Origin of the sequence: Nostoc sp. LEGE 06077 (assembly GCF_015207705.1) — a bacterium.
Lineage (GTDB): Bacteria > Cyanobacteriota > Cyanobacteriia > Cyanobacteriales > Nostocaceae > Nostoc_B.
Window position 1 is genome coordinate 23823 of the sequence record NZ_JADEWI010000020.1, and the last position, 24023, is coordinate 47845.

17 protein-coding genes are annotated in these 24023 nt (G+C 40.2%); 10 read left to right on the forward strand and 7 right to left on the reverse strand.

From position 1 onward, the window contains the following. Positions 1-75 precede the first annotated feature (75 nt). A complete protein-coding gene (locus tag IQ244_RS15090; RefSeq protein ID WP_193895497.1) occupies positions 76-444 on the reverse strand; it encodes a cyclic nucleotide-binding domain-containing protein in 369 nt (122 codons plus the stop codon). A 317-nt stretch (positions 445-761) separates the two neighbouring features. On the opposite strand from IQ244_RS15090, the gene IQ244_RS15095 reads away from it, so the two are divergent. Next, complete coding sequence (locus IQ244_RS15095) at positions 762-1025, forward strand: DUF6464 family protein (RefSeq protein WP_193895387.1); 264 nt, start codon at positions 762-764, stop codon at positions 1023-1025. 186 nt (positions 1026-1211) lie between these two features. Here the strand turns inward: IQ244_RS15095 and IQ244_RS15100 are convergent, their stop codons facing one another. Continuing rightward, complete coding sequence (locus IQ244_RS15100; protein WP_193895389.1) at positions 1212-1808, reverse strand: hypothetical protein; 597 nt, start codon at positions 1806-1808, stop codon at positions 1212-1214. Positions 1809-2905: 1097 nt separating this feature from the next. Between IQ244_RS15100 and IQ244_RS15105 the strand changes: the two genes are divergently transcribed. Then, positions 2906-3427: a methylmalonic aciduria and homocystinuria type D protein gene (locus IQ244_RS15105; RefSeq protein ID WP_193895390.1), complete on the forward strand. Its 522-nt coding sequence runs from the start codon at positions 2906-2908 to the stop codon at positions 3425-3427. 16 nt (positions 3428-3443) lie between these two features. Here IQ244_RS15105 and IQ244_RS15110 read toward each other — a convergent pair whose 3' ends face one another. Both IQ244_RS15110 and IQ244_RS15115 read right to left on the reverse strand, forming a co-directional pair. Beyond that, complete coding sequence (locus tag IQ244_RS15110; protein ID WP_193895391.1) at positions 3444-4013, reverse strand: thermonuclease family protein; 570 nt, start codon at positions 4011-4013, stop codon at positions 3444-3446. Between the two features lie 88 nt (positions 4014-4101). Next, positions 4102-9837 (reverse strand): alpha-2-macroglobulin family protein, encoded by a 5736-nt coding sequence (locus tag IQ244_RS15115; RefSeq protein WP_193895393.1) that lies wholly within the window; start codon positions 9835-9837, stop codon positions 4102-4104. A gap of 243 nt (positions 9838-10080) precedes the next feature. On the opposite strand from IQ244_RS15115, the gene pbpC reads away from it, so the two are divergent. The 4 genes from pbpC (at position 10081) to IQ244_RS15135 (ending at position 16211) form a co-directional block, all read left to right on the forward strand. Beyond that, positions 10081-12414 carry a penicillin-binding protein 1C gene (gene pbpC, locus IQ244_RS15120; protein ID WP_193895395.1) on the forward strand — a complete coding sequence of 778 codons (2334 nt, stop codon included), beginning with the start codon at positions 10081-10083 and terminating at the stop codon, positions 12412-12414. A 270-nt stretch (positions 12415-12684) separates the two neighbouring features. After that, positions 12685-14571: an ATP-binding protein gene (locus tag IQ244_RS15125; RefSeq protein WP_193895397.1), complete on the forward strand. Its 1887-nt coding sequence runs from the start codon at positions 12685-12687 to the stop codon at positions 14569-14571. A gap of 30 nt (positions 14572-14601) precedes the next feature. Further along, entirely contained in the window at positions 14602-15864 is a 1263-nt protein-coding gene (locus IQ244_RS15130; RefSeq protein WP_193895399.1) for a sensor histidine kinase, read from the forward strand. 191 nt (positions 15865-16055) lie between these two features. Further along, positions 16056-16211 carry a hypothetical protein gene (locus IQ244_RS15135; RefSeq protein WP_193895401.1) on the forward strand — a complete coding sequence of 52 codons (156 nt, stop codon included), beginning with the start codon at positions 16056-16058 and terminating at the stop codon, positions 16209-16211. Between the two features lie 7 nt (positions 16212-16218). Here the strand turns inward: IQ244_RS15135 and IQ244_RS15140 are convergent, their stop codons facing one another. Both IQ244_RS15140 and IQ244_RS15145 read right to left on the reverse strand, forming a co-directional pair. Next, positions 16219-16767, reverse strand: coding sequence for a hypothetical protein (locus IQ244_RS15140; RefSeq protein WP_228058938.1), 549 nt, complete (start codon positions 16765-16767; stop codon positions 16219-16221). 408 nt (positions 16768-17175) lie between these two features. Then, positions 17176-17532: a Rieske (2Fe-2S) protein gene (locus IQ244_RS15145; RefSeq protein WP_193895403.1), complete on the reverse strand. Its 357-nt coding sequence runs from the start codon at positions 17530-17532 to the stop codon at positions 17176-17178. Positions 17533-17833: 301 nt separating this feature from the next. Between IQ244_RS15145 and IQ244_RS15150 the strand changes: the two genes are divergently transcribed. Then, a complete protein-coding gene (locus IQ244_RS15150; protein ID WP_193895405.1) occupies positions 17834-18094 on the forward strand; it encodes a hypothetical protein in 261 nt (86 codons plus the stop codon). A gap of 160 nt (positions 18095-18254) precedes the next feature. Here IQ244_RS15150 and IQ244_RS15155 read toward each other — a convergent pair whose 3' ends face one another. Beyond that, on the reverse strand, positions 18255-19373 hold the full coding sequence (locus IQ244_RS15155) for a ferrochelatase (RefSeq protein ID WP_193895408.1): 1119 nt from the start codon (positions 19371-19373) through the stop codon (positions 18255-18257). A 364-nt stretch (positions 19374-19737) separates the two neighbouring features. Here IQ244_RS15155 and IQ244_RS15160 point away from each other — a divergent pair, with 364 nt between their 5' ends. The 3 genes from IQ244_RS15160 to ilvB all read left to right on the forward strand — a co-directional run bounded on the left by IQ244_RS15160 (position 19738) and on the right by ilvB (position 23890). Further along, positions 19738-20280 (forward strand): hypothetical protein, encoded by a 543-nt coding sequence (locus tag IQ244_RS15160; RefSeq protein ID WP_193895410.1) that lies wholly within the window; start codon positions 19738-19740, stop codon positions 20278-20280. Positions 20281-20482: 202 nt separating this feature from the next. Further along, positions 20483-21745 carry an MFS transporter gene (locus IQ244_RS15165; protein ID WP_193895412.1) on the forward strand — a complete coding sequence of 421 codons (1263 nt, stop codon included), beginning with the start codon at positions 20483-20485 and terminating at the stop codon, positions 21743-21745. A 249-nt stretch (positions 21746-21994) separates the two neighbouring features. Then, positions 21995-23890: a biosynthetic-type acetolactate synthase large subunit gene (ilvB, locus tag IQ244_RS15170; protein WP_193895414.1), complete on the forward strand. Its 1896-nt coding sequence runs from the start codon at positions 21995-21997 to the stop codon at positions 23888-23890. Positions 23891-24023: the final 133 nt, after the last annotated feature.

The following is a 24023-nucleotide window of genomic DNA, read 5'->3' on the forward strand; positions in this document are numbered from 1 at the left end:
TCCAAGGTAATTTGGAGATAGACAATAAAAGGTTTTTACCCTGTCGTCTGTTACTTCCTTTAACTTGCTATACCTCTAAACCATGCGTTGCAAACGAGACAAGCGCTCTGAATAATTTTTAATTACATGGAGTGCAAACATTGGTGTTTCCTGGACAGCGAAGAGAAATCTTCTTTCGTCTAGGGAAACAAGTTTGCATTCAGTTTTAGCGATCGCAGTATAAGTACGATTTTTGATTCCTACCAGTACTCCTGTACCAAACACATCACCCGTTGTAATTGTCTCTACAACTTTCCCATTGATGAGTATATTTATCTCTCCTTCGATTATGCCAAACATATACTCACCAGATTGCCCTTCTTCAAAAATGACTTGACTGGTTGAATATATTTGAGGGTTAGCTTGCTTCTGAAATATATTGATTGTAACTACTGGATTTAACAACATGAGAACAGTCCCAAAATTATGCGTGGGCGAGACAATCAGCCAGTAAATTATACTACTTTCTTTTTAAGATTTATTACCAAGCTCAACAGATATTAATGCGTATTGAGCTAACTATAATGGCAATGGCAAAATAAGTTGTTTTTATGGGTTTTGGGGATATATTACTTTAGATACTTGTATTTTATGTATATTTATCCTTTTTTAGTCATTATTAATTGTTTTTATTTACTAAAGATGAATTGCTAATGACGGATGAACAAACATTCTAATCTCGCTAAAATCATTTGCAGTCAGGATTTAGTTAGGTGTTGAATATGGGACGTGTTTCTGATTTTGTATTAATGGCTTTTTGTGGTACGGTTTGGTACTTACTCGGAATTATCTCAGCGATCGCTACACCTCGAATGCAAGTTAGAGAACAGACTCAAAGCCGCCAAAGTCAGAATTATCTTGAAAGAAATGATTGCTTATTTAATGCGCGATCGCCTTATATTCAATGTGCTGTAAATCCGATGGAAAAGTGTGATGAATGTATTTATTTTGGGGAATATGTTGAATATGAAGAATGGAAATATTAATTGTTATGTATATCTTGCCGCATCTACTTTATTACTATTAAATTTAGGCGGGCAATGCTGAAATTTTGCCAAAACTTGATTTTTAAGTTATGAGCAAAACTCACCCTACGGTGATTACTTAATTAAGTAGGGTGAGCCAAGCCCAGTATATTTTCCAAATCAAATACTAGTTCTAAATCTGTAGAACTAATGAGAAACTAAACCAGACCTCAGAGTAAAATAAGCTGCACAAAAGTGACCACCATCAGGATGTTTGAGGACAGCTTTTCCTAAATAGAAATCTTCGTCAATCTGAACTAATTGGTCTACTAAGTCACGAATCAGGAATTGGGGATTATCGGGTAAATTAAAGTTCAAGCGCAAAACTTCAATATCTGGCTCTAATAAACAATGATCACGAGAGGTTTGGAATTTGAAAGCTAGAGTTCGCCCTCTATTATCTGCAACATATCCATTATAGAAAGGCCAGATTACGCGTCCTAGTAATAAACCGTCATTGGTGAAAATATTATCGCCAGTATTAGTGTTAGCATCAAAGGTTTTACCTTCCCAAGGAAGCCACATTTTAGTGATAATATCTAACCAACTATCTAAAACTGGGTTGAAATTGGCGGTCAAAAATTCACCCCAGTAGCGACCGTTTAAAGTTGGTTCTGGTACTATACCTTGGCGGTAAATCTGATCTAAGGCTGCAATTCCACCTTTTTGGTCATATTTTAACTGTCTTCTAGCTACTTCAAGTTCTTCGCGTAAATTAATGTTGAGTTGCTGATAAGTGTTCATGAGTAGCCTCACTGAGTTTAGTTGATTCCTGAGAGTTAGGACTGACTGAATAAGAATCACGGAGGCAGAATCAAGCTTTCAAGCCAGCGATTTTAGCCGTGGAGAAGCAAAAATTCTTTCCTTCTGGAAACTCCTACCCGGCGGAAACGCCACATAAACAGGTCTGGGGTATTCAAAATTCGGAATGGTGTTTTATGACTCCTTCTCATGCAGTGAAGTAAATTTAACTATTTAGGCTCAATCAAGTAACTGCTTCTATTATTACAATTAGCCACGAAGGATTCAGGCGACTTGAGCAAACTGCCGTCAAATTCCTTGCATAATTGAGTATTTACCAGGGTTAGACTCGCCCAAATACTGCATTCGCCTACCGCTGTATTTTTAATTTTTGCCAATTTGGCAAACAAATTGTTGTGAATACTGATATTGTTTGTATTGTGCAAGGGGTGTACCAGAAGTTGTCCTGACTTAATTGTTAGGGCAACTTCTCCAAGAAGTATTACAGCTGGGAAATACTGTCTGCAACAAAGGGTATTTTCTTTTCAGATTACCTTGTGTCATCGATTTATAGCGATTCTCACCTGAGTGAAGGATCAAGAAGAATAATTAACTACCGTAGACGCATAGCAGCTTCCCCTGGGTTGGACACAGAGGAATTTATACCTCAGCAAACTAGAAAACGCTATATCCCTCAGATAATCCGCAACCAGGAACAGGGATAGGTGATAGGTAGCAGGTGATAGGTGACAGGTAGCAGGTGACAGAGTTAAAAGTCTTTTATTGTCTAAATTTTATCGCTTCCCAATGTCCCAACTACTTTGGTTACAGCTATATCAACGGAGTATACAACCCAGCCAGAAAATATTTCTTGCCTCACCTTTGGCGCTGAGTTTTAAGTAAGGTTAATAAATGATAAAAATTGGATTAAAAATTTATCATCCACATACATAAATTGCCACAAAATCTTTCTGCTGAGGAAAAATTGATGGTTTTTATAAAGTTTTAAGAGTTATTATCGATCGCAAGGAATAAATTAACAACTTGTAAAAAACCGAATCAATGTAGTGAACTACCCCAGCGTTGACATTTCGGAACAAATGAGTCCCATAAATTTAGTTGGTGATATGGGACAAGCGGTGCAAATTTCTATTCATGCACCTAGCCACTATATCTGTACCAACTGCGAACACATATTACCAGATTGGAAACAACAACCTTTTTTCTGGGTTGTGATTGTCTTGCAGCGATCGCAATATCATTTAGTCAAAAGCACAAAAGAAGTTGAGTCAGAGAAACAACGCTTACGGGAAAAATTTATGCGGTTCGGCTTTGACGTGGCTTTTGATCTGCGCGATCGCGGTTATCTTGCAGATTTAATTGATCCGCGGACTGGCTATCCTTTACTGTCCCGTCCTGGTGCGATGCCACACAATGATACAGCTGTAGTGAAGGCTTTACTTGGCTATAAAGTCATTAAAAATAAATGCTGTATGCTAGTTCATCCTATTTGGGGTACAGCAGTTTATCCCAGTGTTTTAATCTCAACTGCACCCCCAACACTCATTGAATTTGTCACTAAAGAAGTAGGCTGTAAGCATGGGTGGGAGAAGAAAGTGTGAAGTGTGAAGATAACGGTCAATTTTTCTTATTAATACTGCGATACTCCCAAGGATTGGTAAACTTAGTATCACTCCAAACCCCTCGTTTTTGCTGCTGTGCCTGTGCTTCAGCTTGTTGAACTAAATCTTTACTGGGACATTTATTTAAGTAAGGACGATATACCTTCGCTAAACCTTCTCTTAATAATATTTCTTGGACAAAAGTACCATCTTTTAAACGCACTTCTGCTACCTTCCGTTGATAGCGATCAGTATCTGTGATGTTGAGGATAACGCGATCGCCTGATTGTTTTACGAGTTGCTGTAAACGTGCTTGTGCTTTTTCACCCCAGTTAAATTGATTGCGATCGCTAACACGGCTACTGTTCCTTTCTTTTTGCGAATGGGGTACTTCTGGCGCATCCACACAAGCAAAACGCACGTTAAATTTATTACCTTTAGCATCTTTAACAGCTAAAGTATCCCCATCACTAACGCGTTCAACCAAGTCTCCAGAACTACCAGAGAATTTATCACAACTGGCTAAACCTAAAATTATGATGGTTGCACCCAGTAAAATTACTAGTTTTTTTGTTAGTTTTTGCATTTAATCTTACCTAACGCGGATGGATGATACTTTAATATTGATTCTTTGAGTCTTGGCGCTTACATTAGCGCACCTCTGCGTTTAAAGTTCACCGCTTCTCCTCCAGCACAATTGTAGAATCAGCAGAACGCCCAAATTCTTCAGGTGCATACTGCAAATGCGCTTCCGCACCAGGCCAGAGATATGTACCGGGAGTTACAGAACGGACTAAGTAATGTAGGCTATAAACTCCTGGTTCGAGGTGGTCGGCGTAGGCGATAATGCGATCGCGGTAAATATTGCGATAACCAAGTTCCCAACTATCGGCTTTGGCTTGCAATGCGGCTGTCGCAGTTTGAAAACTCTGGTCTACGGCTTCAAATCCTGCGGGTAATGGGTCTTTAATGACTATATGATCAACTGGGCGATCAGCAATTATTTCTAAACCAATATCAAATACTTGACCACTATCTACAGTCAATGGTTTATCAACAGCATACATTCCTATTTTTTGCAATACTTTTGCTTCCCCAACTTTGGTAATTTCTCTGCTAACTCGTAAACCATTAAATCTGCCTGGTTGATTGCCTTGCAAGCGATAATTATAGGCAACTAAATAATGCAATTTGCCCCTACCTGATTTTTGTAATATCAAATCATGTTTACCGCGAGGCAATTTATTCATTGCGACATTTAGCTGCAAGTTAGGATTTTTATAACCATCAAAGCGATTTTCTCCTAATTTATTACCCGCCAATTTTACTATCGTGACAAAATTTGGTGGCGTGGGTTGCAGTTGGCTATATTCTATTAGTGCTGTTAATGCTTGAGCATTATTATAGTTAGTTTGCCATGTGCCATTGCGTCGCAAACCTAGCAGACTTTGGAATAGTTTATCAAGAACTTCTGGTTTACTTTGTTTGGCAATAAATAATCTTAAAGCTTGCGCTTGGGCGGTGGTTGATGAATTCATCCATCCCCAACTTTGGGGTAAACTAATTACTGCTGTGCGTCCAGTTTCGTAGATATTTTGTTGTAACTGGTTCAGCATTTGTTGTGATTCATCTTGCCATTCTGAAAATTGTGATAAATATCGCGCTAGTTTGATTTGGGTGACGATATCAAAGTTATTCCGTTGTTGATAAATATCACCTAAGAAACTATTGCTTTTATCACCCAATTCGGATAAGGCAATTAAGGCATTTAATTGCAGTTGATGTTTACAAATTTGTTGTTTACAAAAATCGTATTGTCCTGGGTTAGCTAAAACTTTTTGCAGATAAGTTTTCAAGCGCAAAAGTGTTGCAGCGTCTACAGAATTAGGAAATGCTTGATTAGCTTTCACTAATGATTCAGCAGCGTAAGCAGAAACCCAAGGGTCTGATTTTTCCTGTCCGGGATAAGCTGCAAAACCACCATCGGCTACCTGTAGTTTTTGCAGTTGGGTAAGGGCTTGATTTGCCTTTTGACTAGGATTAAACTCAGCAAATGATTGACTGTATTTCTGTCCTAAAGTTTGCAGGTTAGCTGCAATAATTAATTGGCTGGCGGTTGGTTCTGCAAAGGGTAAATCATCATCTTCTAAAACTTGTTTGGCTGGTGCTTTAATTTCGGGTATTAATGTACTCGCCAATTGAATATCTAAACCCCCAGCTTCTGGGTAGATATTTTTATCAACATTGAGGGGAATTTTTACTTGCTTTTCTGTTACTCCAGCTTCTACAACTTGTTCGGTAATTTCTAGCGGCTTCACTTCCAACGGTAATTCAAAAGCATCGGCTGTATTATTTAGTTGTGTGGTAAATCTAACTTTACTTTCGCCAACGCCACCTGCAATCATGGGGAAGCGATAAGCTTTGGTGGCTGGTTCGGCGTTGGTTTGCAATGAAGTTGTGGTGGGGTTATTTTCCGCAAACTTAACTGTACCGCTAAGTTCGCCGTTTATTGAGAGGTTTCCGTTATTCCCGGTGGTGTTGGTGACGGATAAACCAGCCAAGATGTGATCGCCAGGACGGGCAAACTGTGGCAAGATGGCATTAGTTAATAGTGGCTTGGTGGTGATAAACGTCGCGTCAGCGTTACCAAAGCGCAAGTTTCCATCAGTAGCGACAGCCATCACCCGCCATGTTGTGAAATCATCTGGTAATTTAAAGGTTATCTGCGCCTTACCACTTGCATCAGCTAAAACTGAACCATTGTAGTAAGCCAACGCCTGAAAATCTGTACGGACGCGTGTATTTGCTGCACCTGTGGAAAAACCACCGCCATAACCCCAGCCTTTGGGTTTGGCGATATCTTGGGGTTGTATCACCACATCAGGACGATTATCGCTGAACCGGGTAGAAATTTGCTGTTCTGCATAGACTGTATCTACCAAATTTGGCGGACGATAACCAGATAGTTGCAATACAGCTTCATTCACCACCATGACTGTAAATTGTCCTGGGGTGGGGTTATTTTGATTGTCTTTGAGTTCTAGTTGTATTGTTTGTTCTGCACTCGGTTCTAAAGATGCTTGTAATGGTGTAACTTGCACTTTTAAATATTTATCTTGCAAGTTGACTTTAAACGGTGTGAACCCAATTTTTACTAATTTATCTAAACTTCCTGGTTCGACTTGATTCAGAGGTGCGCCTTGTCTAACTAATACAGCTTCAATTGCTGCATTGGGTAACATTTCTGGTGTGACTTGAAACTGAATTTGGGGTGCGCCTCCCTTGATTTTAGTGACTTGTTGATAAATTGGTTTGTCTTTAATTACCGCAAAATATAATTCTGCTTCTGGGTAGGGAGATTGAATTAAAGCTGTGGCAGTTTCCCCAGGTTTATACTCTTTTTTATCTAGTTTAACCTCTAGGCGATCACTATCTTCCGAACTCCAAGCAACTGAATTTTCTCCTGTTGCCCAAATTTGCAAATCTGTCGCGCTAATTTCCTCTTTTGTATCGCTAAAATTAGCGCGAATGCGATAAGAACCAGATTCATTTGGTGTAAGAGTTAATATCTGGGGACTTTCCGCTGATGTAATCTCTGCTTGTCCCACTGTTTTATATTCAACTTGATTTTTAGCAGTGCGACTTCCTTCCACTAACTGCATCACACTACTATATTTCATCTGTTGTAATTCTACCCGCACCCGTTGACCAGTGATTACTTTTCCTGTCGGTTCAGTTACAATTACTTCAATGGGTAAAGCCTTACCAGCATCAGTAATAAAATTACTTTTGAGTCCAATTAGTTTGTTACTAGGTAAAGCCGTAAACTCTTGAGAAGCCGCCACAGATAAATTAGAAACATCTGCAACTTGCACATCTACACGATAAGTCATTGGGTAAGGTAAATCTTTCGCCACCGTCACAGTTTGACTAGTTTTACCACCTGCATCTAACTTGGAACTAGTTTGCAGAACTTCACTTGTCAACGATGGACTTTCTTCCGGCCAAAACCATTGTCTCCCAAAACTAAATTCTTCCCAACCTTTAGGGAGAAAATTAGTTTGTTGGCGTGTGACAAAATATTTAGCTTCCCCAGCTTCCACGGGCGCACCAAATAAATAATTACTAGTGGCTTTCGCATTAATTTTTTCATTAACTAGGGCAAATTCTTTATCTAATTTGAGTTCAACTTTAAAATTAGGCGGTTTAAACTCAGCTACGCGAAACTCACCGGAAATTTCTTGTCCTTTTTTGCCTTTACCTTGGATATTATAGTAGCCTAGTTTTTGAGTCTTCTGAATTGCTAACTCTAGAGAAAATGTACCAAATTCGTTTGTAGTTTTGCTACCTAATTGTGTCTTCTGTCCGTCGGGATTAACCAAGGTTAATTGATAAATCGCGTTTTTATCTTGTTGAATACTTCCATTTTCTAAATAATCAGCAAAACCAGTAAACCAAGCTTTCTCTCCTGGTTGGTATAAATCTCTATCAGAAAAAATTACACCCCGTGATTCTGCTTTGGCTTCTTGCCAACCTGCATCAATTCCATACCCAAAAGAACCACTATATTCTTCTGTTCTCGCAAATGCCCAATCTTGGTTTTCGCGGGCAATTACTAATAGTTGGGGCGATTTATTAAATCTTTGACCACCTGCAAAACACTGTTTTAAATTCTCACCTTGCAGCCTTAAAGTGCCATTATCATCGGTTTTTTCTATCGCGCAAGGTACAGCATCACCTGAAATTTTTTCTTCTAACTTTGATTGATAAACTTCAATTGCTGCACCCTTCACAGGTGAACCATCACTTAAATGATGGACACGAATTAAACCAGAGTCAGGAAACCATTGACTAAATACACCCAGATTTGTCAATTGTACTAAACCATAAGTGACAGGTTCCCGCCATAATTCTTTGCCATTATCTTGATATTTATTTGTGCGGGCTTGGACACCGTAGGCTAACATCCCTGTAGAACTACCAAGCTTTTCTTTTAAAGGGACATTGACATCAAGTAGTTGATTTTTCTTAGTATTTAATTTAAAGATTTGCCATTTACTAAGCTGTGGTAATAAATCATTATCGTTACCTTTGGGAATAGCATTATTAAAATAAACTAAATCGGTAGGTTGAACTACCCGATAAGCTGCTTTATATTTAGATTCTGGTAGGCTAACTGTACTAATATTTAATTGTAAATCTTTACCTGAAGGGAAAATATGTAAATCGTCAGGAACCCAAATATCACCCGCTAAATCTCCAGTATTATATTTTAAGGTGACAGGTTTACTCAAAGTCTGCCCAAAGGTATCTTTAATATTTTTCTCAATAGTAATTTTATAACTAGTTGCAGGCTCTAAAGCGTAGGGATTAAGTGTCACCACATTAGATTCCTCTGGAACTTGGAACAGTCGAGAGATATCTTTTGGTGCTGGGTCAATTTTGATATTATCTTTAACAGAATCTGCCAATAATATATTATTAAATTCTAACTGCGGACTACCTTTAATAAATCTGCCATAAGTTCCATTAACATCAGGTTGTCCGTAAAAATTGATGGTTTTAAATTCTAAAGGTGAATAAGTCGCCAACTTACTCACTGATTCCTTATCTGTTGGTAAGTTACCGTAATTTGGTAAGATGCCGGGAGAAAATACCAGACGGTAGTTAGTCGCTTTTTCTAAACTTTGCTGCGGGATCAGATGATAAACCCAATTACGCATTGAAGGGTCAAACTTTTGTAACGGGTCTTCACCTTCTCTTGATTTTTCCTCTTTCGCTAAGTCTATATTAAAGCTGATATCTTTATTTTTACTTTCAGGGACAAGTTTAAGATGTTCTTGTAACGAAGCTAAGTTTAATTCGACATTCGATGTAAATTGTAGTTTTTGTTTTAAGTCAATAGGTTGAATATCAGCTTTTTCAACAGGGTTAACTCCAGGTAAATCAGTCAGCTTGATAGGTTCAGTGTTAAAAGTCCAAGCTAAATCTTGATTTAACTTGTGATTTTTTAAATCTCCTAACCCAGATTTCAGCGTAACTTGAAATCTTGTTGCTTGCGGTAGTGCTTTATCTGCTTGAAAACCTACCATTCGTGGCGTTAAAAAGCGAAATTGACCAGGTAAAGGCGGCCATAAAGCAAATTTTTGTAATAAATTTTGTTGTTCTGGACTATCAAGCTTTTCGATAGGGATTAAAGCTTCTTTAAAGCGAATGCGAATTTGATTTAAAGGTGTAGTATCACCAACGGGGCTAATTTGTTCAATCCAGTCTGGTAACTTTGGTGGGGTGAGTGGAGAAACAATAGGTAACGGTTCTTTATTGGTGCTTATGCCCAATAAACTACACGCGCTAATGCTTAGTAGAAATGTGAGAGTAATAAATAATTGGAGGATGTTTTTTATAATCATGTTAAATAAATGCAAATATAAACGCAGAGGTACGCTGAGGTAAACGCAAAGTTAAAATGTTTACCCTCTATACAAGATGATTTTCATTTATATGGATAACTAATTACCAATAGGCATTTACAAAAATAACTACAATTCTTAATTTAATTTTGGAGAAATTGTTAAGTCTTTGCAATAATTACTGATAAATAAATAACTACCGCGTCAGAATTAAAGTAAGTTTTACTATACAGGGATTCCCTGATGAGACTAAGTAGGCGGCTCATCTCAAAATCAAAATTTATCTTAGCTATTTTATTGATATGTTTAGTGGTGAGGCTATTGCCATATTTTGCACCTATTCATACCGCAGATATAGCCCAAAATCAGTTGGCTTTGGAATTTAGCGATCGCAATGGGCTACCATTAGGCACAATCCTCACCCGTGACCAAGAACATACCGCAGTCGTCCCCTTAAATCAAGTTTCTCCCCAATTTATCAAGGCAATTATCGCCGCCGAAGATAGCAGTTTTTATCATCATGGTGCGTTGGAGATGAAAGCCATTATCCGCGCCATCAACCAAGCCATTCACGCCAAACAAATTGTTTCCGGTGCTTCCACAATTACCATGCAGTTGGCGCGGATGTTAGAACCCTCTCCGCGTCACCTATCCGGTAAAGTGCAGGAAATTTGGTTAGCTTGGCGGTTAGTGGCGGGAATGAATAAAGATGAAATTCTCGCTGCATATATCAACCGTCTGCCAATGGGCGGTAATATCTACGGTGTAGAAGCCGCATCCCGAACTTACTTTTCTACTCCAGCTAGTGAGTTAAATCTTGCCCAAGCTAGTCTTCTCGCTGCTATCCCTAATAATCCCACCTACTTTGACCCACTACAACATTGGGATAGACTCAAACAGCGTCAGAAATATGTCCTCAACCGGATGGTACAAGATGGCTATATTACTCAACAAATAGCCGAGAAAACCCAAACTGAAAAAGTTGTTTTTCAGTCTCGTCAACGGGGAATTATCGCTGCACCTCATTTCTTGTTTTGGTTAGCCAAGCAAATGCAGATCCCTCCTAGCCCCCCTTATCAAGGGGGGAAAATAGCCCTTTTTAAGGGGGGTTGGGGGGATCATCTCATCCAAACTACTATCGACAGGGCATTACAAAAATTCGTCGAAGCCCAAGCACAACAAGTCATCTCTACCCTCGCCAGTAACAATGTCCATGATGCAGCAGCTTTGGTAATTGATAACCACACTGGCGAAGTTTTAGCTTATGTCGGTTCACCTGATTATTTCAACGAAGCCAAACTTGGGCGTAACGATGGAGTACAGGCGTTACGTCAACCAGGTTCTACCCTCAAGCCGTTTGTCTATGAGTTGGCGTTAGAAAAAAAACTGATTCGCCCAAACACCATCTTGGCTGATGTTCCCGCCCACTACGCCATTCCTGGGGCGAAACTTTATAGCCCTACAGATTATACTCAACGCTTTCTCGGCCCGGTGCGGGTGCGGATAGCTTTAGCCAACTCTTTAAATGTGCCTGCGGTGCGAGTTTTAGAAAAAATTGGCGTACCGAGTTTTTTAGTACGTCTGCGTGAATTAGGCTTTACTCACCTGAAACAAACCCCAGAATATTACGGTTTGGGTTTAACTCTCGGTAGTGGTGAAGTCACCTTATGGGAACTTGCTCAAGCTTACGTCACAATGGCGAGACAAGGACAAAGTATTCCACTTGTGCCTACTGTTAAGGATTCTTCCATCGAAAATCGCAAATCTCAAATCGAAAATTCGACAACATGGCAACTGATTATTGATATATTGAGCGATCGCCACGCCCGTGCTACAGCTTTTGGTGTAGACTCAGTTCTAAACTTGCCCTTCCCAGCAGCTGTTAAAACAGGTACTTCTTCCAACTTCCGTGATACTTGGACTGTGGGCTTTAGCAGTGACTACACCGTGGCAACTTGGGTGGGAAATTTCACCGGCGAACCAATGCGTCAGGTATCCGGCGTTATGGGTGCAGCACCTTTGTGGAATCGCATCATGTTGCACTTGCACGAACATCAAGAACCCGCAGCATTTACAGTTCCCCAAGGGTTAATTCAACTCCCTATCTGTGCAATTTCTGGGTTACGCCCTACACCAGACTGCAACTCTGTTGTGCAAGAGTATTTTTACCCAGAAGACAAAATTGCTTATGATACTCAAAACAACTTTAATTTACCGCCAGAATATGACGAATGGTTAGCCAAACAGCAATCAAATTTTGCCTCTAGCAATTTGAGAATTGTTTCTCCCCACAATGGCGATTTGTTCTTAGTATATCCAGGTGCAGAAGGACAGCAAAAACTAGAATTTAAGCTATCAGGAAATCAATCTACATCTGTTGAGTGGTTATTGAATGGTGAAAAGCTAGATACACAATCAACTAATTTATTTTGGTATCTGCGTTCTGGGAATTGGACTTTAGAAGCGCGAAGTGGACAAACCAGCGATAAAGTTAGTTTTCAAGTTGAGTTAGCCAAGACTAAACCAACACGCCGGGGTTTTTCTGTTGTTAATTCGCAGCAGATGTTTGGCAAATAGATGCAGCACTTAAGCATACTACGAAAGTATCTTGAATGGTATTTCAAGAATAAAATTCGCTACTACACAAACTAAACCTACCTACGTGTAATAACAGTAAAATTAAAGTTTTTGAACTTGCTTAGAAGGGTTTAGGCTGTGTAAGCACGACTTCTAGTTGCTAAGGTAAGTAATAAATTAGACAATTCCTTGGAAATCTAAGTTCAGCTTTAGTCATGATTTGGGAATAATAAATTTGCACAGTCAATTACAAATCCAGTGAGCTATAGCATGGTTTTGGCATTTAACTATCTCTTCTACTCAACTGGTTTTATTCCTCACGGACATTGTTATCTCTGGAAACCAGAACTAGTATGGCTCCACATTATTGCTGATGGCGCGATCGCCCTCGCCTATTATTCTATTCCTCTGTTACTGATTTATTTTATTTACCAACGCCAAGATGTTCCTTTCAATGGAGTTTTTCTCTTATTTGGGGCATTTATTCTGGCCTGCGGTACTGGACACTTGATGGAAATTTGGACGCTTTGGCATCCTGATTACTGGATTTCCGGTGCTTTAAAAGCTTTCACGGCAATTATTTCTATATATACGGCATTTGCCTTAATTGTTCTTATCCCTCAAGCTTTAAAAATACCTAGTCCTGCCCAGTTAGAAGCAGTTAACAGAGTGCTTTCGAGTGAAATTGTTGAGCGTAAGCGCATCGAAAAAGAACTTCGTCTAGCTGAAGAAATAGCAAAGGACTCTAGCCAAGCCAAAAGTGAATTTCTTGCTAATATGAGCCATGAATTACGTACACCTCTCAACGGTATTCTTGGCTATGCACAAATCCTTCAACGCACTGAACCTTTAACCGAAAAAGGTAGCAAAGGCGTTGGCATTATTTATCAATGTGGTACTCATTTATTAACTCTCATTAACGATATTTTGGATCTATCCAAAATTGAAGCGCGGAAACTAGAATTGAATCCGATTGATTTTTACTTACCTGCATTTTTAGATAGTGTAAGTGAAATCTGTCGCATCCGTGCTGAACAAAAAGTAATCAATTTTCATCTGCAACTTGACCCTGATTTACCAACCGGAATTCGTGCTGATGAAAAACGCCTGCGGCAAGTATTAATTAATTTGCTTAGTAATGCTATTAAATTTACGCTTCAAGGCAATGTCACCTTTAATGTTAAAGTTACTAACCAAGCAATTAATCATCATGGACAAATCATCTATAAAATTCGTTTTGAAGTTATAGATACTGGCACAGGGATGAATCCTGAACAACTGGAGAAAATTTTTATCCCCTTTGAACAAGTGGGAAGTCAAAAGCGACAAACTGAAGGTACAGGTTTAGGATTAGCCATCAGCCAAAAAATTATTTCGTTGATGAATAGCCGAATTCAAGTGAAAAGTGAGTTTGGCAAAGGGAGCAACTTTTGGTTTGAAGTAGAACTACCAGAATCTAAAGACTGGGCTAAGGTTTCGAGAATATTTGAGCGAGGCATGATTATTGGTTATCAAGGGCAAAAATGCACTATTTTGATTGTGGATGATAAATGGGAAAATCGCTCGGTAATTGTCAATTTACTCGAACCAGTTGGATTTAATGTCATAGAAGCGAGTCATGGTCAAGAAGGATGGGAACAGGTCAAAACTTACAAACCGGACTTAATTATTACTGACTTGGTAATGCCTGTAATGGATGGATTTGAGTTCATTCAAAGTTTACGTCAGTCTGGTCAATGTGACGAGATACCTGTGATTGCTTCTTCTGCCAGTGTCTTTGCAATCGATGAATATAAAAGTATCGATATGGGTGCTAATGCTTTTCTGCCTAAGCCAATAGAAGCTGAAACACTTCTGGAACTACTGCGGCAATTTTTACATCTGGAATGGTTGTATGACAATCAAAAAAATCCTATTAACAAACCCAAGGTAGATAATTCAGATACTTTAGTTGATGTAATTCTTCCTGCTAAAGAGGTTTTACAAAAATTTTTAGAACTGACACAAGACGGCGATATTCAAAAAATTTTAGAAATGGCTGAACAAGTTGCGGCATCCGATCAGCAATTCAGCACTTTTACAAGACATATCATGCAGTTAGCCAGCAATTTCCAACTCAAACGTTTGGAAACTTTTATTCAAAAACACATCAATTAATTAAGCGTAAGTTTGATTTTTAAATTCATCATGAATAAGGTTTTAACTAACGGGTTTATTTTGATTGTCGATGATAATCCGACCAATTTATCTGTCTTGTCGGAAGCACTGGCTAGTGAAGGGTGGCGTTTCCGGGTAGCAGTTGATGGCGAAAGTGCGATCGCCCAAGCCGAACGCAATCAACCAGAATTAATTTTACTAGATGTGCAAATGCCGGGTATTGACGGATTTGAAACTTGTCGTCGTCTGAAAGCTAATCCTATTACACAAAACGTTCCGATTATTTTCACCACAGCTTTGACAGATACGGAAAGCAAAATCAAGGGCTTTTCTCTTGGTGCAGTCGATTATATCCCTAAACCCTTTGCCCAAGAAGAAGTGATTGCCAGAGTGCGGGTGCATTTACAACTCCAGCAATTGACTCAATCTTTAGAACAACAAGTGAGCGATCGCACCAATGCGTTAGAAAAAGCCCAAGTGCAACTGGTACAGCAAGAAAAACTCTCAACTTTGGGAGAGTTAATCGCTGGGATTGCCCACGAGATGAACAATCCTATCAGTTTTATCATCAATAATATCCCCCCTTTAAAAGAATATATTGCCGCCATTACTGAACTGTTGCAACTTTATGAACAAGAGTATCCAACTCCAACAACCAAAATTACGACTTTTATTAAGAACTTGGATCTGACATTTGTCATCGAAGACTTGGTAAAAATTTTAAGTTCCATCCAGGTAGGATCTGAACGGATTCAGCATCTTTCTACTTCTCTCCGCAGCTTCTCGCGCTCGGATAGTGATACAAAATTACCAGCTGATTTGCATTTGGGCATGGATAGCACCTTGATGATTTTACAACACCGCCTCAAACCCAATGGCGATCGCCCAGGTATTGAAGTAATGCGGTGTTATGGAAAAATACCCAGTGTCAACTGCTATGTCGGGGAGATGAATCAAGTATTTATGAATCTTCTGGCTAACGCCATTGACGCTCTGGATGAAGCGATTGTCCAAGGCAAAATGTGCGATCGCATTCCCCAAATTCACATTACAACAGATATGAATTCTCAACAAATGGTGGTAATTAAAATTGCTGACAATGGAATTGGCATTCCCGAACGGCTTAAACAACGGCTATTTGAACCTTTGTTTACAACAAAACCCGTTGGTAAAGGTACTGGGCTTGGCTTATCCATAGCTCATCAAATTATTGTCGAAAAACACAATGGGACAATGGAAGTTAATTCTCAGCCAGGTAAAGGAACTGAGTTTAGCATCGCCATTCCTATCTAATTAATTTTGCCTTGTTATCCTCGTGCTTTATCTAGATGGAGTAAACCATAGGTATACCAAAATGTTTGTAGAGGTAGACTATTTTTATACCGTGCGATCGCTTAAATAACTTAAATAATACTTCTTCAGAAATTTGCTGTTTTGAAATTGATGATTTAAAGTAGTGCTGAGTTTTTCGGAAACAATCATCAATGACTACCTTAACTACAGAAAATCAAAAATCTCCCAAGCAGAAAAAACAGTCTTTTCCGCCGATGGATATTGGTTCGCCCAAAGTTCCATTCCGCAAAACCAAAAAGATTAAGCAAGAACATGAGTTACTCAGTGACTGGGAACACGCCAGTTAATTAATTGCTACTTGTAACTCCACTGACACAACTTAAATACTGGTGTCATCCGAGGGCGATTGTATTGGTAAAATCCCTCAAGATTTAGTGAAGCTTTGCGGTACCAAATCCAATTAGCATTATCCTCGTCAACATTGACGGTATTGAGGATATTTGCCTGACTAAGTGTTAAACGTTCTTCTGAATCCCACTTAAATTCAGCAGAATTTTGTGTATTTTCCGGCTGAATATCCCACACTATACCTAGACCTTCGCCAGTGATGCGATTGCCCTCTACTATCCCACGAATACAGATAAATTGCTCAGAGTGCGGATACCCATAATAGCCATTCACTTGGTGGCCATTCTTAGTGAAATTAAAACACACTCCTGCTCCATCTCGCCAATCTTGGGGATCAGTTTGACTACAAAATTGATAGTTGCCATTCACTAAACTAGCAATATTGATTGGTTTATTTGTGAGCAAGAAATCTTGGGCAAAAATAAATTTACCCGAAACCAGTGAACCTACGAATAAGGTGAGACAGACAACACCAATCTGGAAGAAATGCCTCATTTTCAGCATCATCTCACCGATATATTTCTGGGAGACTTGCTTTGAGAAAAATATTGCAATTAAATCATCTCTACACCGCTGGAGCCGCAGAAACTACCATCAGAAGTAGTAACGCCAACATCAGAACGATGAGTTTGACAATCAGATAAGTTGTAGGGTCAGAGAGTGGAAAATCGCTAAACATAAGACACCTCCATTTGCTATCTTGGCAAAGTCACTTGAGGCGATAAATTTTGTTTTTCTATTTGTCAACAAAGCTAAGTTTTTAGGCTAGTCTTTGCTCTCTTTATTTATATTCTCTCGCAAAATGCTATGACGAGAGCCATGATGTAATTATAGGTAACATTTCTACTTTCTAAGTAGGGTAGGCAATTTTGCCCACCCAATTAATACTATTGAAATGTAAACTTAGTTATCGTTGATATCAATCCAGATACTGCCTTCTTCCACACGCACAGGAAAAACTGGCAGTGTTTTTTCTTGTGAAATTAATGACAATACTTTACCTACTCCGGGTGGCCAAGGACACCAATTATTTACTTGGCCATTACTCAGATTAAAGGCACTGCGGTGAATAGGACAAATAATCGCCCCATCTACAATTTTGCCATTCTTCAAAGGTAATTTTAAATGCGGGCAAGCATTATCAACCGCATAGAAGTCATTTTCGTGATTTAACACGAGAATTTTCCGCTTACCAACATTCACAACCTCTCTAGCACCAGGGGTTAGTGCATCAGCCGCCAGAACTTTAGTCCAGCCCATTGCGTTCTCCTTATTTAATGGATCTGTTTTCAGTTTCCCGCAATTGTTACCCTAGTGCATACTTTTGCCAGTTGCTATAGGTGAAGCTATTTTCAAAATATACTTCTGCCCCCTTGCCATAACCGTCGGTATAAGTAAATCGGTGTGAATATTTATCTCTAGAACAAGGCAGAAGGCAGGAGTGAAGAGGGTTTTAGTATAGTTAATTTTTCTTCACATAATTCGGGTTTTCTGAGTCTTTCTACTTAACATAGAGTAGGCAACAGATTAACTTTAAATTACTTTACAAAGGTGCTAAAAAATGGGTCGCCTAACTCCCTACACCCTACAAATGCAAATTACCCGAATGTTTGACCAAGGACAATCATTTTTCGCTACAACCAAAGTTCAGGAATGGTTAAAAGAACGCAATCACAATCCCTTAGATTACGACATTATTTTTCACCAAAAACCTGCGCCTCCTGGTTCTCAAGAAGTCATAGCCATCGAAATTGAATTACGGCGTAAAGATGGACAACCTGTAGATTCTTGGTTACAAGAACAAGCTAATCTTCATGCTTAATTGACTGAGATGATCAGCATTATTTTGTAGGGTGGGCAAAATTTTGCCCACCTTATTATTTAATTAGGACTTACACACGGGTCAGAAACCATCGAACCATCAAGGACATTGAGGAATAAGAGTTTCAGAGTGTTTTCAGAGTGTTTTTGTGTCAGTCCTATTAATGATGATGATGGTGGTGATGATGTTCATTTAACTGGGGATTAACAGCCAAAGCTTGTTCTGATAACAGTTCGGCAATATAAGGATTTGCCCATTCTGCGGCCATAGACAAGAATTCTGCATGGTCGTTAACACAAGCCATCTGCACATAATCCACACCAGAATACTGCTTTTCTAAATCATGAATAATGTGGTGGACATCTAACAGAGTTTCGTGGTTTTCCGTAGCGAAACCAATCGGCATAAATATGATGATTTTCGCACCTAATTGAATCAGGTTTTTGGCAGCTTGTTCGGCGTTAGGCTGTGTCCATTCAATTAGAGGTGTATCATGATTCAACCAACCCACTGAGATTAAAGGATAGCGGTTAATCAATTTATCTCTAACTAAATCGTATAATGCCTGACTTTCAGTTATCCCAGATGTAAAGCCTTTGGCTTTATGGGGACAACCGTGATTCATTAGCACAATCCCGACTTGAGAAGGTAGATAAGTTGTAGCGAAATCAGCGTTGATTTTCTCTTCAACCAGATGCGCCATCAAATCAATGTAGGCTGGTTCGTTGAAGAAAGAAGGAATATAACGCTGTCCCTTAACCCAATGTTCTTCCCCATCACCGATCTCATCCAGAGCCAGATTTACTTGCTCGATCGCAATCCCACTAGTAAAAATCGAATCCACCACCAACAATGGGTAAATTAGCAGCTTGTCAAACCCTTGGCTATGAATTTCTGCCAAAACTTGCTTGGGAAGGAATGGCGCACAGAAGTTAAAAGCTTTGAAAACTTGAACACGATCGCCCCACTTCGCCTGTAAATTCTGCTCAATTCCGGCTCGTTGCTGTTCAAATATGGCGTTGTGTGGCGAAATAAAATCGTGGTGTGTATGACCCCATTCATGGCGGTCAAATAGCGCCAACAGCTTTGCCAGGGGAGGATAAATCCAAGTTGGGACAGGGGCAAATTTTGCTGTTAGTAAATTTAAAGCCTGTTCATTATAATTGGCGAAATCTTCGTAGCTTTCGACTTCACCATAACCCATCAGTAATACAGCTACACGGTCTTGACCAGGTAGATGCTCGTGGGTGGCGTGCAGTTTTTCTGGCGTAGCAACCACAGTAAATTCCTCAATAGAAACCAGAGTAAAGCGTCAGAGCTAGATAATAGCTCTATGTATTTTTCTGGATCATAAATCATTATCCCTTCCGGGGGGATAGGATCAGCAGAAAATTAATAACAATACTTCAAAAGACATACTTAGAGTTAATCCTAGATACTGAGTATGACAAAATAATTACTGAGTATCCTAGAGAAAAATTTGAATTGCGATCACACCCATATTTCTCTATTTTTCCTAACTAGGGAAAATTATTAAGTATTTTTTATATCATTTACCTTGCATATAATTGCTTAAATAAAAGTCTATTGAATTACCAAAAGCTACATCATCAGAGAGTAAAAATTGTGAGCATAAAAGATAAATGGTAATTATCATTTGCCCTGGCATCCATGAAGCAGAACTAACTGAAAGCTTTATCTCAGGATGGTTAAGCCAAACTACATTCAAAACAATGGTTTTTCCCGGACAAGGGGTTTTAGCGTTATCAGCGCCGCACATTTTGCAGTTTTTGGGCGATCGCTTACAACATCAACGTAACTCCCCTATTGTATTTATTAGCTTCAGTGCGGGAGTAGTGGGAGCGATCGCCGCCGCCTGGAACTGGCAAATCTTGGGAGGACAAGTCAAAGCGTTTATTGCTATAGATGGATGGGGTGTACCTTTATGGGGTAGTTTTCCTATTCATCGCCTGAGCCACGATTATTTTACACATTGGAGTTCCTTATTACTGAGTAGTGGGCATAATAACTTTTACGCAGAACCAGCCGTTGACCATCTATCCCTGTGGCGATCGCCTCAAACTGTTCAAGGTTGGTGGGTAAACTCTGATTGTGAGGATTTCCCCCACCAAATGCCCTTGACTGCTGCCGAGTTTTTACATCTGTTGGTAAAACGCTATGAATAAAAATAGTCCGGAAAACAGCGTAGGCCAACAGGAGTGAGAAATAGAAGCAACAAGAGAATTTTGGATTTTGGATTGTTTCATCCAGAATCGAAGTACCAGAAAGCTAAAACATACTACCCTTCGGGAAGCCGCGCAAAGCGCGTCTACACACTTCATACTTTTTCCTGCCCCATCTACCCTAGTCGTTATCACTAAGTAACCGATGTTTCCTACCGAACCTGCTGCTGTAAATAATGGGTTTAGCGCACTGCTAAAAAATCGTGGTTTCATGCTCCTGTGGATTGGGCAACTCATTTCCCAGTTGGCAGATAAAGTCTTCTTTGTTTTGATGATCGCCTTGCTGGAATTTTATCCAGCCCCACCAGGATTAGCCGAAAACTCTATGTACTCAACTTTGATGGTGGCATTTACCATCCCCGCCATTTTATTTGGTTCTGCGGGGGGTGTATTTGTTGATCGGTTGCCCAAAAAGCTAATTATGGTAGGCTCTGATATTGTCCGTGGGCTATTAACACTATGTTTGCCCTTTTTGCCAAGGGAATTTTTCATTTTGTTATTGCTCACCTTTGCCATCTCCACAGTTACGCAGTTTTTTGCCCCCGCAGAACAAGCTGCAATTCCCCTATTAGTGCGCCGAGAAAATTTAATGGCAGCCAATGCCTTGTTTAGCAGCACGATGATGGGAGCTTTAATTGTCGGTTTTGCTATTGGAGAGCCAATATTAAGCTGGGCGAAAAGCTTAATGGGAGAAGAGTACGGTCAAGAGATTATCGTTGGTGGACTATATATTTTATCGGGTGCGATCATGCAACCGATCAAGTTTAAAGAACACAAACCTCATCAAGAACATCAAGCTTCTGTCAATCCTTGGGCTGAATTCACAGAAAGTATCCGCTACCTCAAGAAAAACCGCTTAGTCTTAAATGCTATGTTGCAACTCACTACTTTATATTGTGTGTTCGCAGCTTTAACCGTGCTAACAATTCGATTAGCAGAAGACTTTGGCTTAAAAGAAAAACAATTTGGCTTTTTCTTAGCAGCAGCCGGGGTAGGTATGGTGATGGGCGCGGGGATTTTAGGTCACTGGGGTGATAAATTGCACCATAAACCCCTACCTTTAATTGGGTTTTTAGTTATGGCGATAGTTTTGGGCGTATTCACATTTACCCATAATTTAATGCTGGCACTGGGACTTTGTGCATTTTTAGGTATAGGTGCTTCCTTGATTGGCGTACCTATGCAGACTTTGATTCAGCAGCAAACACCACCAACCATGCACGGTAAAGTATTTGGTTTTCAAAACCATGCCGTCAATATTGCTTTATCAGCACCTTTAGCCATTACTGGCCCCTTAACAGATGTGCTGGGCTTGCGCGTTGTTCTAGTTACAATGAGTGTTGTCGTGGCGGCTGTTGGTGTTTGGGCATGGCAAAATACCCGTAGAGTTTTACAAGACGTTATTTAATTAGCTTTCTCACATTGCTGTATTGTCTATGATTGAAGATAATTAGCTTGATGTGCAGAATATAAGCAGAGCGACTTCCTAGTTCCTAAACTTTTAGGATAGCTATCGCAAACAGATTTATTTGTTTGTAACTTCTATCTTCTGATTGATATTTAAAAATCAATAAGCATTTAACCTAACTTTTCTATTAAAATGAAATCTTAAATACAGAATAGAAGCGTCAACTTAGCTATTATCTGAGGTTCGACCGTGACCTTGAGCTTGCCTTCCCCGATTAGTCCTGCAAAAACCGAGAATCAAAACCAGTCTGCTGCTCAACCGTCAGTTGTGACACCCCAACGGGCAACTGGTGGTTTCGCGTTACTCGATAGTCTTCTACGCCACGGCGTTGAGTATATTTTTGGTTATCCCGGTGGAGCAATCCTACCGATTTACGATGATTTATACAAAGTGGAATCCACTGGTGCGCTGAAGCACATCCTAGTGCGGCATGAACAAGGCGCAGCCCACGCCGCAGATGGCTATGCCCGTGCCACTGGGAAGGTAGGAATTTGTTTTGGTACTTCTGGCCCTGGCGCAACAAACTTGGTGACAGGCATCGCTACAGCTTATATGGATTCGATTCCAATGGTTGTGGTAACAGGACAAGTCCCCCGCAAAATGATCGGTACAGATGCGTTTCAAGAAACCGATATTTACGGTATTACTTTACCCATAGTCAAGCACTCTTATGTAGTGCGTGATCCCAAAGACATGGCGCGAATTGTGGCTGAAGCATTCCACATCGCCAGCACGGGACGGCCAGGGCCAGTTTTAATAGATGTCCCCAAAGATGTGGCCTTTGAAGAATTTGATTATATACCGATAGAACCAGGGACAGTTAAATTACCGGGATATCGCCCCACAGTTAAGGGAAATCCTCGCCAAGTCAATGCGGCAATTAAGTTAATTAAAGAAAGCCGCCGCCCATTGCTGTATGTTGGTGGTGGGGCGATCGCGGCTAATGCCCATGAAGAAGTTCTTCAATTGGCTGAATTATTTAATATTCCTGTCACCACCACATTGATGGGGATTGGGGCATTTGATGAACACCATCCTCTATCTTTAGGGATGCTAGGAATGCACGGTACAGCCTACGCTAACTTTGCCGTGAGTGATTGTGATTTACTCATCTGTGTTGGCGCAAGATTTGATGATCGCGTAACGGGTAAATTAGATGAATTTGCTTCCCGCGCCAAAGTTATCCACATTGATATTGACCCGGCGGAAGTAGGTAAAAACCGCATTCCTGAAGTGCCTATTGTTGGCGATGTCCGCAACGTCTTAGTTGATTTGTTACGCCGCTGTAAGCAATCAGGTGCCAAACCTACACCCAATCAAAACCAAGAATGGCTGAATTTAATTAACCGTTGGCGGGAAGAATATCCGTTAGTTGTGCCGCAACACCCCGACAGCATCTCACCCCAAGAAGCCATTGTTGAAGTTAGTCGCCAAGCACCCCACGCCTTCTACACTACAGATGTCGGTCAGCATCAAATGTGGGCGGCGCAATTCCTCAAGAACGGGCCACGGCGGTGGATTTCCAGTGCTGGCTTAGGAACGATGGGTTTTGGCTTACCGGCGGCGATTGGTGCCAAAGTTGCCTTCCCCAATGATGAAGTAATCTGTATCAGCGGCGATGCCAGTTTCCAAATGTGTTTACAAGAATTGGGAACAGCAGCACAGTATAGCATTAATGTCAAGATTGTAATTGTCAACAACGGCTGGCAGGGAATGGTACGTCAGTGGCAACAAGCTTTCCACGGCGAACGTTACTCTTGCTCAAATATGGAAGTTGGGATGCCAGATATTGAGTTGTTGGCTAAGGCATACGGTATCAAAGGTATTGTCGTTAAGGAACGGGCGCAATTAAAAGATGCGATCGCTGAAATGTTAGCGCATAATGGCCCAGTCATCTTGAATGTTCACGTCACCAGAGACGAAAACTGCTATCCAATGGTAGCCCCTGGTAAGAGCAACGCTCAAATGGTGGGTTTACCCAAGCAACCACCTAAAAGTTCCTTAGAACCAGTTTGTTGTAGTCATTGCGGTAGCATGAATGCGCCGAACCATAATTTCTGCGCTGAGTGTGGAACGAAGTTGTAAGTTAAACAACTAACTTTGGGTGTAAGGGTATAGGGGTATAGGGGTGTACGGTAGACATGAGGCAGAAAGATAATTAAAGGGGACTCTGACCCTCTAATTGAAGACCAAAGTTACTTCTTTCCCTTACACCCCT